The sequence below is a fragment of the Azospirillum sp. BE72 genome (genome assembly GCF_031455875.1).
Lineage (GTDB): Bacteria > Pseudomonadota > Alphaproteobacteria > Azospirillales > Azospirillaceae > Azospirillum.
Genome location: NZ_JAVDTO010000027.1, coordinates 30,291 through 46,215 on the forward strand (window position 1 = coordinate 30,291; position 15,925 = coordinate 46,215).

General features: G+C 68.0%; 12 protein-coding genes. 3 read left to right on the plus strand and 9 right to left on the minus strand.

Features of this window, described 5'->3' with window-relative positions:
• Window positions 1-41 precede the first annotated feature (41 nt).
• From J2Y49_RS30935 to J2Y49_RS30960, 6 genes are all read right to left on the minus strand, one after another.
• Window positions 42-1,490 carry an ATP-binding protein gene (locus J2Y49_RS30935; RefSeq protein ID WP_310119508.1) on the minus strand — a complete coding sequence of 483 codons (1,449 nt, stop codon included), beginning with the start codon at window positions 1,488-1,490 and terminating at the stop codon, window positions 42-44.
• 97 nt (window positions 1,491-1,587) lie between these two features.
• Window positions 1,588-2,268, minus strand: coding sequence for an RNA pseudouridine synthase (locus J2Y49_RS30940; RefSeq protein WP_310119510.1), 681 nt, complete (start codon window positions 2,266-2,268; stop codon window positions 1,588-1,590).
• A 7-nt stretch (window positions 2,269-2,275) separates the two neighbouring features.
• Complete coding sequence (locus tag J2Y49_RS30945; protein WP_310119512.1) at window positions 2,276-2,593, minus strand: CcdB family protein; 318 nt, start codon at window positions 2,591-2,593, stop codon at window positions 2,276-2,278.
• Window positions 2,590-2,832, minus strand: coding sequence for a type II toxin-antitoxin system CcdA family antitoxin (locus J2Y49_RS30950; protein ID WP_310119514.1), 243 nt, complete (start codon window positions 2,830-2,832; stop codon window positions 2,590-2,592). Before J2Y49_RS30950 ends, J2Y49_RS30945 begins: the two co-directional genes overlap by 4 nt.
• Window positions 2,833-2,961: 129 nt before the next feature.
• The gene (locus tag J2Y49_RS30955) at window positions 2,962-4,587 is read right to left on the minus strand and encodes a fumarate hydratase (RefSeq protein ID WP_310119516.1); all 1,626 of its coding nucleotides are present in this window, start codon (window positions 4,585-4,587) and stop codon (window positions 2,962-2,964) included.
• Between the two features lie 235 nt (window positions 4,588-4,822).
• Window positions 4,823-8,929 carry a Pls/PosA family non-ribosomal peptide synthetase gene (locus J2Y49_RS30960; RefSeq protein WP_310119518.1) on the minus strand — a complete coding sequence of 1,369 codons (4,107 nt, stop codon included), beginning with the start codon at window positions 8,927-8,929 and terminating at the stop codon, window positions 4,823-4,825.
• 613 nt (window positions 8,930-9,542) lie between these two features.
• On the opposite strand from J2Y49_RS30960, the gene J2Y49_RS30965 reads away from it, so the two are divergent.
• Window positions 9,543-10,307: an SDR family oxidoreductase gene (locus tag J2Y49_RS30965; protein WP_310119519.1), complete on the plus strand. Its 765-nt coding sequence runs from the start codon at window positions 9,543-9,545 to the stop codon at window positions 10,305-10,307.
• A gap of 39 nt (window positions 10,308-10,346) precedes the next feature.
• Window positions 10,347-11,627 carry an MFS transporter gene (locus J2Y49_RS30970; RefSeq protein WP_310119521.1) on the plus strand — a complete coding sequence of 427 codons (1,281 nt, stop codon included), beginning with the start codon at window positions 10,347-10,349 and terminating at the stop codon, window positions 11,625-11,627.
• A 3-nt stretch (window positions 11,628-11,630) separates the two neighbouring features.
• On the opposite strand, the gene J2Y49_RS30975 is transcribed toward J2Y49_RS30970, so the two are convergent.
• Window positions 11,631-12,113, minus strand: coding sequence for an Lrp/AsnC family transcriptional regulator (locus J2Y49_RS30975; protein WP_310119523.1), 483 nt, complete (start codon window positions 12,111-12,113; stop codon window positions 11,631-11,633).
• 132 nt (window positions 12,114-12,245) lie between these two features.
• On the opposite strand from J2Y49_RS30975, the gene J2Y49_RS30980 reads away from it, so the two are divergent.
• Window positions 12,246-14,657 carry a transketolase gene (locus J2Y49_RS30980; protein WP_310119525.1) on the plus strand — a complete coding sequence of 804 codons (2,412 nt, stop codon included), beginning with the start codon at window positions 12,246-12,248 and terminating at the stop codon, window positions 14,655-14,657.
• 20 nt (window positions 14,658-14,677) lie between these two features.
• Here J2Y49_RS30980 and J2Y49_RS30985 read toward each other — a convergent pair whose 3' ends face one another.
• Entirely contained in the window at window positions 14,678-15,427 is a 750-nt protein-coding gene (locus J2Y49_RS30985; protein ID WP_310119527.1) for a GntR family transcriptional regulator, read from the minus strand.
• A gap of 34 nt (window positions 15,428-15,461) precedes the next feature.
• Window positions 15,462-15,716 carry a hypothetical protein gene (locus tag J2Y49_RS30990; protein WP_310119529.1) on the minus strand — a complete coding sequence of 85 codons (255 nt, stop codon included), beginning with the start codon at window positions 15,714-15,716 and terminating at the stop codon, window positions 15,462-15,464.
• Between the last annotated feature and the right edge of the window lie 209 nt (window positions 15,717-15,925).

The window sequence follows — 15,925 nt, forward strand, 5'->3', positions numbered from 1 at the left end:
TAGGGAGTTCACATCAGATCGTTGCTGACAGAGCTACAATGTCAGCCGGCCAGCGGCACCCCGACCGCGAAAACCGTGCCGCGTCCTTCCACCGAGCGCACGCTCACCGGATGGTCCAGCAGGCGGGCGAGCCGTTCGACGATGGCGAGCCCCAGGCCGATGCCTTCGCTGCGGTCGCGGTCAGGACGGTCGAGCTGGACGAACTCCTCGAAGATGCGCCGGCGGTCGGGTTCGGCGATGCCGCGTCCGGTGTCGTAGACTTCGATCCACAGCCGGTCGCCGCGGGTGCGGCAGCCGACCAGCACGCCGCCGGTCTCGGTGTAGCGGATGGCGTTGCCGATCAGGTTGCGGACGATGCGCTCCAGCAGCGCCGGGTCGCTGCGCACCACGGCATTGGTCGGGACGGCGCGCAGCCGCAGTCCCTTGTCCTCCGCCAGCCCGGCGAACTCCGCCTCCAGCTGGTCGAGCAGCGGGGAGAGCGGCAGGTCGGCCAGCCTCGGCGTCACCGCGCCGGATTCCAGCTTCGAGATGTCGAGGATCGCGTTCAGCAGGTCGCGCATCGACCGCTGCGCCGCCTTCAGGTCGGTCAGCAGGGCCGCCGCCTTGGCGCTCTGCGGCTGGCGTTCCAGCATGCCCGTGAACATGCCGATGGCCTGGAGGGGCTGCTGCAGGTCGTGGCTGGCATGGGCGAGGAAGCGGGATTTGGCGCGGTGGGCCTGCTCGGCCGCGGACTTGGCGGCGTGCAGTTCGGCCGTGCGCTCGCGCACCTGCTGTTCCAGCGTGGCGTTGGCCCGCTCGATCGTCTCGGCCATGCGCAGGATTTCGGTGAACTGGCGGCGCACCTGCCGGGTCATCGGCCGGAAGATCGCCAGCGCCTCCACCGCCAGGATCAGCAGGGTGATCAGCAGGGCGGCCAGCCCCAGCCGGTGCAGGGTCTGGAATCCCTCCTCGCCCTCCTCCTGGTAGAGGGCGACCATTTCCTCCAGCCGATCCAGCAGCGGGCCGAGGGCCTGGGAGGTGATGCGGTCGGCTTCGGCCGGATCGGGAGGCTGGCCGGCGGATGCGGCGGCGATCACCCGGCGCAGGGCGGCGATGTGCCCGGTCACCAGCGGGTCCAGCGGATCGGCGCCGCCATGGAACAGATCGTTGGGCGGCGGCCCCATGGGCGGGCCTTCCTCCGGTCCGGCCCGGCCGCTCAGCCGGCGGTGGGCCGCTTCGAACATGTCCGTGGTCTCGGCCAACTGACGGGCGAGGTCGGTGCGGACCGCCGGATCGGCGGCGGTCTTCAACTGCTCGACCAGAAGGGCCGTCCGCTGCGACAGCATGCGCTGGCGGCCGGAGACGTTGACGACCTCCAGCATGCGTTCGTGCTGGCCGATCACCCCTTCGGTCATGACGAAGCCGGCGAGCGTGCCCAGGGCGATCAGCGTCAGCGCCAGCGCATAACGCACGGTCATCCAGCGGGCCGTGGTGGTGCCGGTCGGTATCATGCCCATTTCCCCTCGGCCGTGACGCCCATTGCGGTCATAGGACAGCATCATTGGGGCATCTGCCGCATCGCGGCAATGGCCGACGGTGACGCTGGCGCTATGAAGCCTCGGTGAAGCCGCAAGCCTCCAGCGCCGCCCGCATGTGCGGCGGGACCGGCGCCACCGCGCCCACCGGATCGCGCTTCGGGTAGAGCGGCAGCGAGATGGCGCGGGAGTGCAGGTGCAGGGGCTTGCCCTCCGGCCCACCATATTGTGGGTCGCCGATCAGCGGACAGCCGATGGAGGCGCAATGGACGCGGATCTGGTGGGTGCGGCCGGTGTGCGGCGTCAGCTCCAGCCAAGTCAGCCCGTCCGCCTGTCCGCGCACGACATAGTCGGTCACCGCGGTCTGCCCGTCGGGCGAGCCGACGATGCGCCAGCCGCCGGTCTTGTTGGAGACCTTGGCGAGCGGCAGCTCGATCCGTCCGGACTCCTGCGGCGGGGTGCCGGCGACCACCGCCCAATAGGTTTTGTCGACCTTGCCGTTCTGGAACAGGATGCCGATCTTGCGCAGCGCCTTGGCATGGCGGCCGAGGATCAGGCAGCCCGAGGTGTCGCGGTCCAGCCGGTGGGCGAGGGACGGCGGCTTGGGGAAGCCGAAGCGCAGCGCATCGAAATGCCGTTCCAGGTTCGGCCCGCCGGCGGGGCCGGCATGGACCGGCAACCCGGCGGGCTTGTCGAGGATCAGCATCAGACCGTCGCGGTACAGGATGCGGTCTTGGATTTGGGCGGGTGTCACGGGCAACTCATCCCCAGGCGCGGGAAATCAGGAGGTCGATGGCGGCGATGATGCGGTCGCTGTCGTCGGCGAGGGAGCAGACTTTCTCGCCGAGCCGTTCGGTGCGGACCGTCACGGTCTGTAGTGGATGAAGAACCACCGAGCGTCCATCGATTTCAAAAGACGGATTCAGTTGCGGATCGATGGGAGGGTTCGCACGCTTGTCGACCATGGGGATGATGACGCGGCTGCGTGATCTGTCGAACCTTCGCGATTGAATGACAACCACGAACGGAGTCGTCTGGCGACCAGCCCCGATGTTCCTGTGGACGTCGAACTGGCTCATAAAATGTCATCGACATATTGGTCGGCAAAGGAACCATGCTTCTCGTCGAACTGGTTCCAGGCTTCGATCACCGCGTCCAGGCGACGTTCACGGTCGGCTTTCGCCACCTCGTCGGCCAGCAGCTTCTCCACCCGCTCGGACAGATCGCCGGGGAGGGATTGCGCGCGTTGCAGGATGTCCTCGTCCAGCGACAGGGTGACGTCCCGCTTCGGTGCGCGGCGGTCATAGACACCGTCCATTGGAAAGCCCTCCCCCGATCCCGATGCACTGAAGATAGGCGCCCCGGGTGCCGTCCGGCAAGCGGGCAGGAAAAAGGGCGCGGGGCCTCTCGCAAGGCGCCGCGCCCCTTCACGTCCTGTCAGCCCGGATCAGGCGAGCTTCAACTCCTTGAAGAAGTCGTTGCCCTTGTCGTCGACGATGATGAAGGCCGGGAAATCCTCCACCTCGATGCGCCAGATGGCTTCCATGCCGAGTTCGGGATACTCGACGCACTCCACCTTCTTGATGCAATCCTGGGCCAGACGGGCGGCGGCGCCGCCGATGGAGCCGAGATAGAAGCCGCCATGCTGCTTGCAGGCCGCCGTCACCTCCGGACTGCGGTTGCCCTTGGCCAGCATGACCATGGAGCCGCCCGCCGCCTGGAACTGGTCGACGAAGCTGTCCATGCGGCCCGCCGTCGTCGGTCCGAAGGAGCCCGAGGCGTAGCCTTCCGGCGTCTTGGCCGGGCCGGCGTAATAGATCGGGTGGTTCTTGAAGTAATCCGGCAGCGGCTCGCCGGCGTCCAGGCGGGCGCGCAGCTTGGCGTGGGCCAGATCGCGGGCGACGATCAGCGGGCCGTTCAGCGACAGGCGGGTGCGGATCGGATACTGGCTCAGCGTGGCGCGGATCTGTTCCATCGGCTGGTTCAGGTCGATCTTCACGACCTCGCCCGACAGATGCTCGTCACCGATCTCCGGCAGATACTGGGCCGGATCGGTCTCCAACTGCTCCAGGAAGATGCCGTCCTTGGTGATCTTGCCCACCGCTTGACGGTCGGCCGAGCAGGACACGCCGATGCCGATCGGCATGGAGGCGCCGTGGCGCGGGAGGCGGATGACGCGGACGTCGTGGCAGAAATACTTGCCGCCGAACTGGGCGCCGATGCCCATGTTCTGGGTCAGCTTGTGGACCTCGGCCTCCATCGCCAGATCGCGGAAGGCGTGCGCGTCCTCGCCACCCTCGGTCGGCAGGTTGTCGAGATAGCGGGCCGAGGCCAGCTTCACCGTCTTCAGGTTCTGCTCCGCCGACAGGCCGCCGATGACGATGGCGAGGTGGTAGGGCGGGCAGGCCGAGGTGCCGAGATAGCGGATCTTGTCTTCCAGGAACTTCAGCAGCCGGTCGGGTGCCAGCACCGACGGCGTGGCCTGGTGCAGGAAGGTCTTGTTGGCCGACCCGCCGCCCTTGGCCATGAACAGGAACTTGTAGTAGTCCTCGCCCTCGGAATAGATGTCGATCTGCGCCGGCAGGTTGTTGCGGGTGTTCTTCTCCTCATACATGGAGATCGGCGCCAGCTGGCTATAGCGCAGGTTGCGCTTCAGATAGGCGTCGCGGGCACCTTCCGACAGGGCGGTCTCGTCGCCGCCCTTGGTCCAGACGCGGCGGCCCTTCTTGCCCATGATGATGGCGGTGCCGGTGTCCTGGCACATCGGCAGAGTGCCGGCGGCGGCGATGTTGGCGTTCTTCAGCAGGTCGAGCGCCACGAAGCGGTCGTTGGCCGACGCCTCCGGATCGTCCAGGATCTTGGCGAGTTGGGCCAGATGGCCCGGACGCAGCAGATGGTTGATGTCGGAGAAGGCAGCCTCGGCCAGCAGGCGCAGACCTTCCGGCTCGACCTTCAGGATCTGCTCGCCGTCGAACTCGACGACCGAGACATGGTCCGAGGTCAGCTTGCGGTAGGTCGTGTCGTCCTTGGCGAGCGGAAACAGGCCGCGGGCTGAGGCGATGTCGTCGGGCATTGGGGCGTTCCTTCGTGACGATCCAACGGCCTCCGCGAAACCGCGCCCGGCCGGGCGCGCGAAGGGGGCAGGCCGCGCTCGGCCCCCCTTATACACCGCTTCCGCGCGGAGACAACCATCGGCGGGAGTAACTGTGCGCGGCGGTTTGTCGTCGGCGGCAAGAGAACCAAAAGAAAAGGCCGGTACACCGCAATGGTAATACCAGCCTATTCTTCCTGTTGCCGCCGCCTGCTGCTTATGCCGCCGCCTTCACATGCCCTTCGACCGCCTCATGGCCGTGGACGGCCGGCTCGGCCGGGGCGCCGACCCAGTCGCCATGGGCGGGGATTTCCTCGCCCTTCATCACCAGGGTCAGCGGACCCAGGCGCGCGAAGTCGCCGACATGGGTGTCGTACAGCACGGTGGCGCCGGCCCCGATGGTGACGCCCTTCCCGACGCTCACCCGGCCGACCTTCATCACGCGGTCCTCGTACAGATGGGTCTGCAGGGCCGACAGGGCGTTGATGGCGCAGTGGTCGCCGACCGACACGCAGTCGAACTCCGTGATGTCGGTGGTGTCCATGTAGACGCCCTTGCCGAACTTCGTGCCGAAGATGCGCAGCACCCAGGGCAACATCGGCGTGCCGCGCAGATGGTCGAGCAGCACCTTGCCGGCCAGACCCCAGTAGAGCACGGCCACCGCCTCCGTCCGCATGGCCCACCAGGACCACATCGGCTTCATGGTGGGGGCGTAGCGGCCCATCAGCAGCCATTTCACCAGCGCCACCACCAGCACCATCGCCGAGGGAATGGCGACGCTGACCGCCAGGAACTGCCAAAGGAAAGTGCCCCAGCGCCCGTCGAGGATGGCGGGGGCGAAGAACTCCACCGCGAAGGTGCCGAAGGTGATGAACAGCATCGTCGGCATCGACAGGCTGAAGGCCTCGAACACGGCGCGGCCGAGACGGCGGGCGCGCGACGGCTCGAAGGTCCAGTTGGCCGACACGTTGTCGAACTTCTGGCGCACCGGCAGCCTGATCGGCGGGCTGCCGAACCAGGTGTCGCCGGCCTGCATCTCGGCATTGGCCGGCGGCTTGGACTTGATGCCGATCAGCGTGCCGGTGGGGATGGAGGCGCCCGGCGGAACCACGGCGTCGTTGCCGACGAACACGCGGGCCTCGGTCTTCACCGGCTGCAGATGCATCCAGCCGCGGCGGATGTCCTCGTCGCCCAGCACCACCTCGTCGGCGATGAAGCACTTCTCGCCGATCTCCACCAGATCGTAGCGTCCGGCGAGGTTGGTCGAGATCTCGGCGTCGCGGCCGATCTTCGCCCCCATCAGGCGGTACCAGGCCCGCATGTAGACGGTGGCGTAGAGCGAGCTGAGGGTTTCCAGCATCACCTCGGTCGCCAGCGCCACGATCCATTTGCGGACGTAGAACCAGCTGTGGACCGAATAGGATCCCGCTTCCACCTTCGGCAGCACGATCCATCGTGCGGCGGCGATCAGCAGGACGGTGATCGCCACCAGGAACATGGCGGTCGGCCAGGCGATGGCGGGGACATAGATCAGATAGTTGACCTTGAACAGCCCGCCCATCCAGGCGTCGAGCCGGTCGAACAGGTAGAAGGCCGGGAAGATCGGGATCAGCGCCACCGGCGGCAGTCCGACCAGCGCCACCAGATAGACCAGCCCCTGGACGGCCCGTTTGACGGCGCCGGCGCGCGGTGCCTGCGGCAGGGCGGCGCGGTCGACCATGCCCACCTTGCGGGCGGGCGAGCCGTCCCAGGATTCATAGGCGCCGGTGCGGGTGCCGGCGGCGAGCGCGGTCAGGTCGGCCAGCTCGGTGCCGGGGGCGACGACGGCGTCATGCCCGATCACGCAGGAGGTGCCGATATAGGCGTCGTCGCCGATCTCGATGGTGCCGATCACCAGCTCGTTGCCGATCACCTCGGCATTCGCCAGCTTGACCTTGCCGCCGGTGCAGGCGCCGCGGCCGATGCTGACCAGATCGATGGCGCCGGATTCGAACTCGCCGATCATCGCGTCGGCCCCGATCCGGGCGCCGAGCGCGCGCAGGAGCAGCCGCATCACCGGCGATCCCTGGAACCACTTCAGGTGGACCAGCGCGATGAAGCGTTGCGCCAGCCACCAGCGGTAGTAATAGACGCCCCACAGCGGGTAGCGGCCCGGCTTGGTCCGGCCGATGATCAGCCATTTCGCCGCGATGGCGATGGCGACGGTGGCGATGTTGATGACGACATAGACGCCGAACAGCGTCGTGACCTCGCCCAGCAGTCCGGCGTCCTCGCCCGACAGCAGCATGTAGCTGACGAACACACCCAGCCACTGCACCGTCATCAGCGCCAGGATGACCGGCAGCGCCGCGGCCTGGGCCAGACCGCACAGCAGGCGGCGGCGCAGCGGCGGCGGTTCGAAGGACAGGTCGGCCGGCTTGGTCCCGCGCCCGGCCGGCGCCTTGGCGTCCTGCCGTTCGGCCATCGCCCGCAAGGTGCGGGCGCCATAAACGTCCTGCAGGGTCAGGCTGGCCAGCCCGGCCGTCTCGCGCACCGCCGAGACGAAGCGCGCCGCCAGCAGCGAATGGCCGCCGAGGTCGAGGAAGAAATCGGCCTCCAGCGGGATCGACTGGCCGGGGAAGACGCGGCGGGCGGCCTCCAGCAGGGCGGCCTCGGTCGGGCTGCGCGGCTCCTCCTGCTCGGCCGAACCGGCATCCTCGGTCAGCGCCATCGCCTGCAGGGTCTTGCGGTCGGCCTTGCCGGAGGTCAGGCGCGGCAGCTCCGCCACCTGTTCGTAATGCGCGGGCACCATGTAGGCGGGAAGCTGGGCGCGCAGCGCGTCGCGGAGAGCGATCTTGTCGAGGGAGGCGCCGGGCTGCGCGACCAGGAAGGCGACCAGACGGTCCAGCCCGTTGTCGGTGCGCAACACCACCGTGGCCTGAGCGATGCCCGGCAGGTCGGTCAGCTTCGCCTCGATCTCGCCCAGCTCCAGCCGGAAGCCGCGGATCTTGACCTGATCGTCGATGCGGCCATGGAAGCGCAGGTTGCCATCGGCGTCCAGACTGACCGCGTCGCCCGAGCGGTAGAGCAGCGGGTCGTTACCGTCGGCGCGGAAGGGGTTGGTGATGAACTTCTCCGCCGTCAGTTCCGGCCGGCCGAGATAGCCCTGCGCCACGCCGGGACCGCCGATCAGCAGTTCGCCCTGGGCGCCGGCTGCCACCGGCTGCAGCGCCTCGTCCACCACATAGCAGGTGTAGTTGGGGATCGGGCGCCCGATGGTGACGGGGGCATCGGGCAGAACCTCGGCCACGGTGGCGACCACGGTCGCCTCGGTCGGGCCGTAGCTGTTGAACAGGCGCCGCCCCGGACGGCACCAGCGCGAGGCGACCGCCGGCGGGCAGGCCTCGCCGCCCAGGATGACGATGCGAAGGGACGGCACGTCCTTCGGCAGCATCGCCAGCAGGGTCGGCACCGTATCCAGAACGGTGACGCCGGACTCGGTCAGCACGTCGGCCAGCCGGTCGACCTCGTCCAGCACCTGCCGGCTGGCGACCCACAGGGTGGCGCCGGCCAGATAGGGGACGAAAATCTCCTCCAGCGACAGGTCGAAGGCCACCGACGCGCCCTGGAACGCCACATCGTCGGCGGTGATGCCGTAGACGCTGTTGGCGGCGCGCAGGTAATGGCAGATGTTGCGGTGGCTGATGACGATGCCCTTGGGCTTGCCGGTCGAGCCCGAGGTGTAGATGGCGTAGGCCGGGCTGTCCGGCGTCACCCCGTCGGCGCGCAGGTCGAGCGGGCGGTCGTCGTCGCCCAGCACGTCGCCGATGCGCAGGACCTGGACGTCGGCGCCGGTGTCGGCCAGCGTCGCCGCCTTCGTGCCGGTCACCAGATCGATCAGGATCGCCGGGGCGGCGCAATCGGCCAAGCTGACGGCCACGCGCTCGGCAGGGGCGTCGGCATCGAAGGGCAGATAGGCGGCGCCCGCCTTCAGGATGCCCAGCAGCGCCACATGCAGGTCCAGCGACCGCGCCATCCACAGCCCGACGAAGCAGCCGGGGCCGATCCCGCGCGCCCGCAGGCCGTGGGCGACCCGGTTGGCGCGTGCCTCCAGCTCGGCATAGCTGACGCGCCGGCCTTCATAGACGATGGCCGTGCGGTCCGGATGCGCCGCGGCGGTCGCCTGCGGGATGTCGGACAGCAACTCGTCCCGCAGCAGGGACGGGTCGATGGTTCCGCTCAGCGTCGGCACCGTTGGAATGGCGGGCCGGGAAGCGGACGTCGTCGATTGACCGGCCGGGGAAACGTTGGTCGGGCCGTCGGCCCGCGCAGTCAGCAGAGTCACGCTGTGTCAGCCTTCCAAAGGGAATCAGCGCGGTGGCGCCGGAGGGACCCGTTCATCGGCTGGTCCCGGCGGTCGGCTGAACGCGGCGATGGGCCGCTCGCATGGTGTGGCGCTTTATGGTTAACGAATGCTTGCCATCCGTATGGCGGCACCCATGCCAGCGGGAGATGGCAAGTCTTGGGCTTTCCAAGCGCTGCGCAAGCAACATTCGCCCCAACCAAAAGAAAGAATAAGACCTGCCGGCGCCGGATACATGGGTATACATGAACGAGCGGACGGCGCTTTCATGATCCGTTGCACGGCGGTGGTCAAGGGTGTCCTTATGTATGCCTGCCGATGCGCCAGGGCATGTGTCGGCGCCACCACATGCCCGCCGATGGCCGGGCTGCCGTCGCGCGCCTTCCGGAAAGTCATGCCTGATCCTGCGCTGATGTAGGTCGACCGGCGGCATCCGCATCATTCGGCTTCTGCATGGCTGCTGCTCCCCGCGCTCCGCCTCGGCCACCCTTTTTCATGATGGACGTCATTAAAAAACTTATTCATGATGACCATCATCATAACGGGGCCGATGCCGCACTGGCCGCGCCGGCCATCCGAACGACAGGAGAGGGTCATGAGCATTTCGACGGACATGAGCGGGCGGGTCGCGCTGGTCACCGGCGGCACGTCCGGTATCGGACGGGCGGCGGCGCTTGCCTTCGGTGGAGCGGGTGCGACCGTCGTCGTCACCGGCCGGCGCGAGGCGGAGGGGCTGGAAACGGTGGAACTGATCGACCGTGCCGGCGGGATCGGACAATTCGTGGCGGCCGATGTCGCCGATGCGGCGCAGGTGGCATCCCTGTTCGAGAGGATCGAGCGCGACCATGGCCGTCTCGACGCCGCCTTCAACAACGCCGGCATCCATGAGGTCGGCCCGGTTACGGAGATGGAGGAGGCGGTGTTCGACCGCGTCCTGACCGTCAACGTGAAGGGTGTCTGGCTCTGCCTGAAGCATGAGCTGACGATCATGCGCCGCCAGGGCCACGGCGCGATCGTCAATACCGGGTCGGTGCTGGGCCAGATCGGCATGGCCGGCAACGCCGCCTATTCGGCAAGCAAGGCGGCCGTCGAGGGGTTGACCCGCACCGCCGCCATCGAAGTCGCGGCACTGGGAATCCGCGTCAACGCCATCTGCCCGGCGATCATCCAGACGCCGATGACCCAGACCTCCTTCGGCGGGGCCGAGCGGGTCGAGGCGGCGCTGGGCCCGCTTCATCCCGTCGGCCGCGTCGGCCGTCCGGAAGAAGTCGCCGCGGCCGTGCTCTGGCTTTGTTCCGACGCCGCCGGCTTCGTCACCGGCCAGTCGATCAACATCGACGGCGGCGTCACCGCCCGATAAGCGCCCACAGGCCCAACCGGTTACCGGAGATACCGGCCGATGCTGTCCGCCCCCCTCGCCGCCGCCCTGGCGCGCCGCGACATCCATTATGGATGGGTCGTGGTCGCCGTCACCTTCCTGTCCATGCTGGTGTCGGCGGGCGCGGTCGGCGCCCCCGGCGTCCTCCTCCTGCCGCTTCAGCGGGAATTCGGCTGGGACACCGCGGACATCTCCACCGCCATGGCGATCCGCCTGCTGCTGTTCGGACTGATGGGACCCTTCGCCGCTGCGATGATCAACCGGTTCGGCGTCCGGCGCATGGTGTTGTCCTCCCTGACCCTGGTGGGCGGCGGGCTCCTCGTTTCGCTGGCGATGCGCGATGTCTGGCAGCTGATTGTGCTCTGGGGCTTCGTCGTCGGCTTCGGCACCGGACTGACCGCCATGGTGCTGGGTGCCACCATCGCCACGCGCTGGTTCGTCTCCCGGCGGGGGCTGGTGATCGGACTCCTGACCGCCAGTTCCGCCACCGGGCAATTGGTCTTCATGCCGCTGCTGTCGATGCTGACGGAAGCCCATGGCTGGCGCACCGCCATCCTGCTGCTGTGCGGCCTGATCGCCGTGGCCGCCCTGGCGATGCTGGCCCTGATGCGCGACCGGCCCGCCGACGTCGGCCTCTCCGCCGTCGGCGAGACCGCGGGCACGCCGCCGCCCGCCGCACCCGGAGCCATCCTGCCGGCGGCGCTGGGAGCGCTCAGGGATGCGGCGGCGACCCGGACCTTCTGGATCCTGTTCGCAACCTTCTTCATCTGCGGCGCCAGCACCAACGGCCTGATCCAGACCCATCTGATCCCGCTCTGCGTCGATTTCAGCGTGCCGGAGGTGCAGGCGGCCGGGCTTCTGGCCCTGATGGGGATCTTCGATTTCATCGGCACGGTCGGGTCCGGCTGGCTCTCCGACCGGTATGACAACCGTTGGCTGCTGTTCTGGTATTATGGGCTGCGCGGCCTGTCGCTGCTCTATCTGCTCTATTCGGACTTCACCCTCTACGGCCTGTCCGTCTTCGCCGTCTTCTATGGGCTGGACTGGATCGCCACCGTGCCGCCGACCGTTCGTCTGACGGCGGAACGCTTCGGCCGGGAGCGTGCCAATCTCGTCTTCGGCTGGATTTTCGCCGGCCACCAGTTGGGCGCCGCCGCGGCGGCCTTCGGCGCCGGCCTGTCGCGCACCGCCCTGCAGAGCTACCTGCCGGCCTTCGCCACCGCCGGCGCCCTGTGCCTGCTCGCCGCTCTGCTGGTGCCGATGCTGGGCCGTCGCGGCAAGCCGGCCGTCGTCGGCGGATGACGCCTATCCTCCAAGATGCTCCAGCGGCAGCGCGGTACGGTAGCGCACCTGCTTCAGCGCGAAGCTGGAGCGGATGCTGGCGACGCCGGGGATGCGGGTCAGATGCTCCTTCAGGAACCGCTCGTAACTGGCGAGGTCCGGCACCACCACCCGCAGCAGGTAATCGGCGTCGCCCGTCATCAGATAGCATTCCAGCACCTCCGGCCGCGCCATCACCGCCGCCTCGAAGCCGTCGAGCCGCGCCTCCACCTGCCGTTCCAAGCTGACATTCACGAAGATGTTGACCGGGAGGTTGACGGATGCGGGATCGACCAGCGCCACGTAGCGGGCGATTACCCCGGCCTCCTCCAGCGCCTTGACCCGTCTGAGGCAGGGCGAGGGCGACAGGCCGACCCGCTCCGCAAGTTCGGTGTTGGGCAGGCGGCCATCCTCCTGAAGGGCGGCCAGGATCTTCCGGTCTATGCGATCGAGAAATTGTTTTGGCATCAAATGCCGTTCCCCACGCTAAATTGGCATCCAATGCTAAAATGGAACCTTGATCGACGCCACTTCGCAAGCATCTGCCGGATCGCAAATGATAGGCTGGTCCAATCATAACCTCCATCCGGGAGCATCCCCATGACCGCGATCCAGCCGTCCTCCGCCGATCTCGCCTGCCTGGCAGAGCTGGAGCGCAAGGTCCTCTGGCTCGCCTCCTGGACCATCCACAACGCCAACCATATCCGCCCCAACCTGGACGGGCTGAAGATCGGCGGCCATCAGGCCTCCAGCGCGTCGCTGTCCACCATCATGACGGCGCTCTACTTCTCGGCCCTGCGGCCGGAGGACCGGGTGGCGGTCAAGCCCCATGCCAGCCCGATCTTCCACGCCATCCAGTATCTGCTGGGCAACCAGACGCGCGAGAAGCTGGAGACTTTCCGCGGCTACAAGGGCGCCCAGTCCTATCCGTCCCGCACCAAGGACGTGGACGACGTCGATTTCTCCACCGGCTCGGTCGGGCTGGGGGTGGCGCAGACCCTCTTCGCCTCGCTGGTCCAGGATTACCTGAAGGCCAAGGGCTGGGCCGCCGGCCTGCCGGAAGGCCGCATGGTCTCGCTGGTCGGCGATGCCGAGATGGACGAGGGCAACATCTTTGAGGCCCTGCAGGAGGGCTGGAAGCACGGCCTGCGCAACACCTGGTGGATCGTCGACTACAACCGGCAGAGCCTGGATGCGGTGATCCGCGAAGGGCTGTGGGAGCGGCTGGAGAACATCTTCCGCGCCTTCGGCTGGGACGTGGTGATCCTGAAATACGGCACCCTGATGCAGGAGGCGTTCAAGGAGCCGGGCGGCGAGCGCCTGCGCCATTGGATCGACAGCTGTCCCAACCAGCTCTATTCGGCCCTGACCTACCAGGGCGGTGCCGCGTGGCGCCGCCGCCTGATGGACGATCTCGGTGACCAGGGCGACGTCTCCCGCCTGATCGAGCGCCGCAGCGACGAGGAACTGGCCCGTCTGATGGGCAATCTCGGCGGCCATGACCTTCCGTCGCTGCTGGAGGCCTTCGCCGAGGCGCGGAGCCATGACCGGCCGGTCTGCTTCATCGCCTACACCGTCAAGGGTTTCGGTCTGCCGCTGGCCGGCCACAAGGACAACCATTCCGGCCTGCTGACGCGCGAGCAGATGGACGGCTTCCGCACCGCCAACAAGGTCCGCCCCGGCCATGAATGGGACCGCTTCGAGGGACTCTCCCTGCCGGACACCGCGCTGGAAGACTTCCTGCGCCGTGTCCCCTTCGCACAGAAGGGCCGCCGCCGCTACGAGGCGCCGGCCGTCACCGTGCCGGCCGTCTTGCAGACCCCGACGCAGAAGAGCCTGTCGACCCAGGCCGCCTTCGGCCTGATCCTGAACGAGATCGGGCGCGAGCCCTCGGCGCTGGCCGAACGCATCGTCACCACCGCGCCCGACGTCACCGTGTCCACCAATCTCGGCGCCTGGGTGAACCGGCGCGGCCTGTTCGCCAAGAGCGAGATGGCCGACCTGTTCAAGAAGGAACGCATCCCCTCCACCTACAGCTGGGACTTCTCGCCGAAGGGGCAGCATCTGGAACTGGGCATCGCGGAGTCCAACCTGTTCATCCTGCTGTCGGCGCTGGGCCTGTCGCACAGTCTGTTCGGGGAGCGGCTGCTGCCCATCGGCACCGTCTACGACCCCTTCATCATGCGCGGCGCCGACCAGCTCAACTACGCCTGCTACCAGGATGCCCGCTTCATGCTGGTGGCGACCCCGTCCGGCGTCACGCTGGCTCCGGAGGGCGGGGCGCACCAGTCCATCGCCACCCCGCTGGTCGGCATGGCGCAGGATGGCTTGGCCTATTTCGAGCCCGCCTTCGCCGACGAACTGGCGGTGGTGATGCGCTGGGCCTTCGACTACATGCAGCGGGACGGGGAGGGGACACCCAGCGAGCGCAACTGGCTGCGCGACGAGACCGGCGGCTCGGTCTATCTGCGCCTGTCCTCCCGCGCGCTGGAACAGCCGACCCGGACGATGGACGAGGATCTCGCCCGCGACATCGTCGATGGCGCCTATTGGCTGCGCAAGCCGGGGCCGAACGCCCAGGTGGTGATCGCCTACACCGGCGCCGTCGCGCCCGAGGCCATCGCCGCGGTCGGCATGCTGGGGGAGGACCGGCGCGATGTCGGCCTGCTGGCGGTGACCTCGGCCGACCGGCTGAATGCCGGCTGGAGCGCCGCCCAGCGGGCGCGTGAGCGCGGCTTGACCCATGCCCGCGGCCATATCGAGCGGCTGCTGGAAGGGGTGCCACCCCATTGCGCCCTGGTTACCGTGGTGGACGGCCATCCGACGACGCTGGGCTGGCTCGGCTCCGTCGCCGGTCACCGCACGCGGGCCCTGGGGGTGGAGCATTTCGGCCAGACCGGCACCGTCGCCGATCTCTACCGCCATCACGGCATCGACGCCCACGGCATCGTCGCGGCGGCGGAGGCGGCGTCTCCCGGCCGGCCGGTCCGCCACTTGCGCGCCATCGGTTGAATGCGTCGGCTGATCGTTCTTCAGCCGGCGCGCTCGGCCCGCTTTTCCAGCGCTTCGCGGTAGCGGTCGCGGGTGTAGTCGACCAGATCGCCGAGCGCCGCCATCGCGGCCTCGGCGTCCCGCGTCTCCAGGGCTTGCAACAGGCGGGCGTGGAATCCGACGATGGCCTCGCGCTCGCGCACCCGATAGATGACCATGTTGCTGACCGGCTGCAGCGCCTCGACCACGGCATGCATCAGGTAGGACAGCAGGGCGTTGCCGGCGGCATCCACCAGCGCGCGGTGAAACCGCACGTCCGAGGCGCAGAACTCCTCGTCGGTCAGCGCCGCCTCGCCCTGACGCGCCAACTCATTCCGCATCGTTGCCAGCGGAGCACCCAATTCCGCATCGTCCCGCGCGGCCGCCAGCCGGCAGCAGACACCTTCCAGTTCCAAACGGGCCGTCGCCATATCGTCCAGCCCGATGTCGCCGACCGCCACCATCAGGGTGGTGGCGTTGGCCAGCGACCGCGCCGCGTCCTCCGGTGCCGGGCTGGCGACGAAATTTCCGCCGGTCGGGCCGCGGCGGGAGCGGATCAGGTGCTGGGCCGCCAGACGTTTCAGGGCTTCCCGCACGGTCGGGCGCGAGACCTTGAAGCGCTGCGCCAACTCTTCTTCCGTCGGCAGCCGCTCGTCCACCTTCAGCCGCCCGTCCATGATGGCGGCACGCAGGCTGTCGGCGATCTGCTTGGCCGCGCTGACGGTGACGACGCTCTCGAACTCGACCGGCATGTCCGCTCGCTGCTGGTTTCGAACAACTCTATGGTCAGAAGGTCAGACGTTTCAACATTTGCCGCGGACCGGTCGAATGGCGCCGCTGACGCCGTATGGTCAGAAAATCGTCATGGGGCTGAAAAAAGTGCTTGCGCGGTTTGGGGTGGGCCGCATATAAGACGCCTCCCGACGCGAACGACGCCGGCGCCGCCGAAACGGCAGCGACCGACACGCGATGGGGAAGCCCGACAAACCGGCGCTCATCACCTGAACCCCAGAGGTTCGGTGGAGCCTGCGGTTTCTGCATCGGGCGGGTTCTTTGACAAGTTAATACCGTGTTGTGAGAAGGGATGCGCAGGCGGCGGCAGTTGGTAGCCGTTGCGGCCTTGTGGTGTTGGGTTCCTGATGGGGATCGGCACAATGAGGATCGTCTGTGCATCTTTTGAGCAGAGAAACTGTAACAGTATCGACGTTTCAGGAGATCGCTTCAGGCGGTCCTGTCAGTCGTGGCTTCGG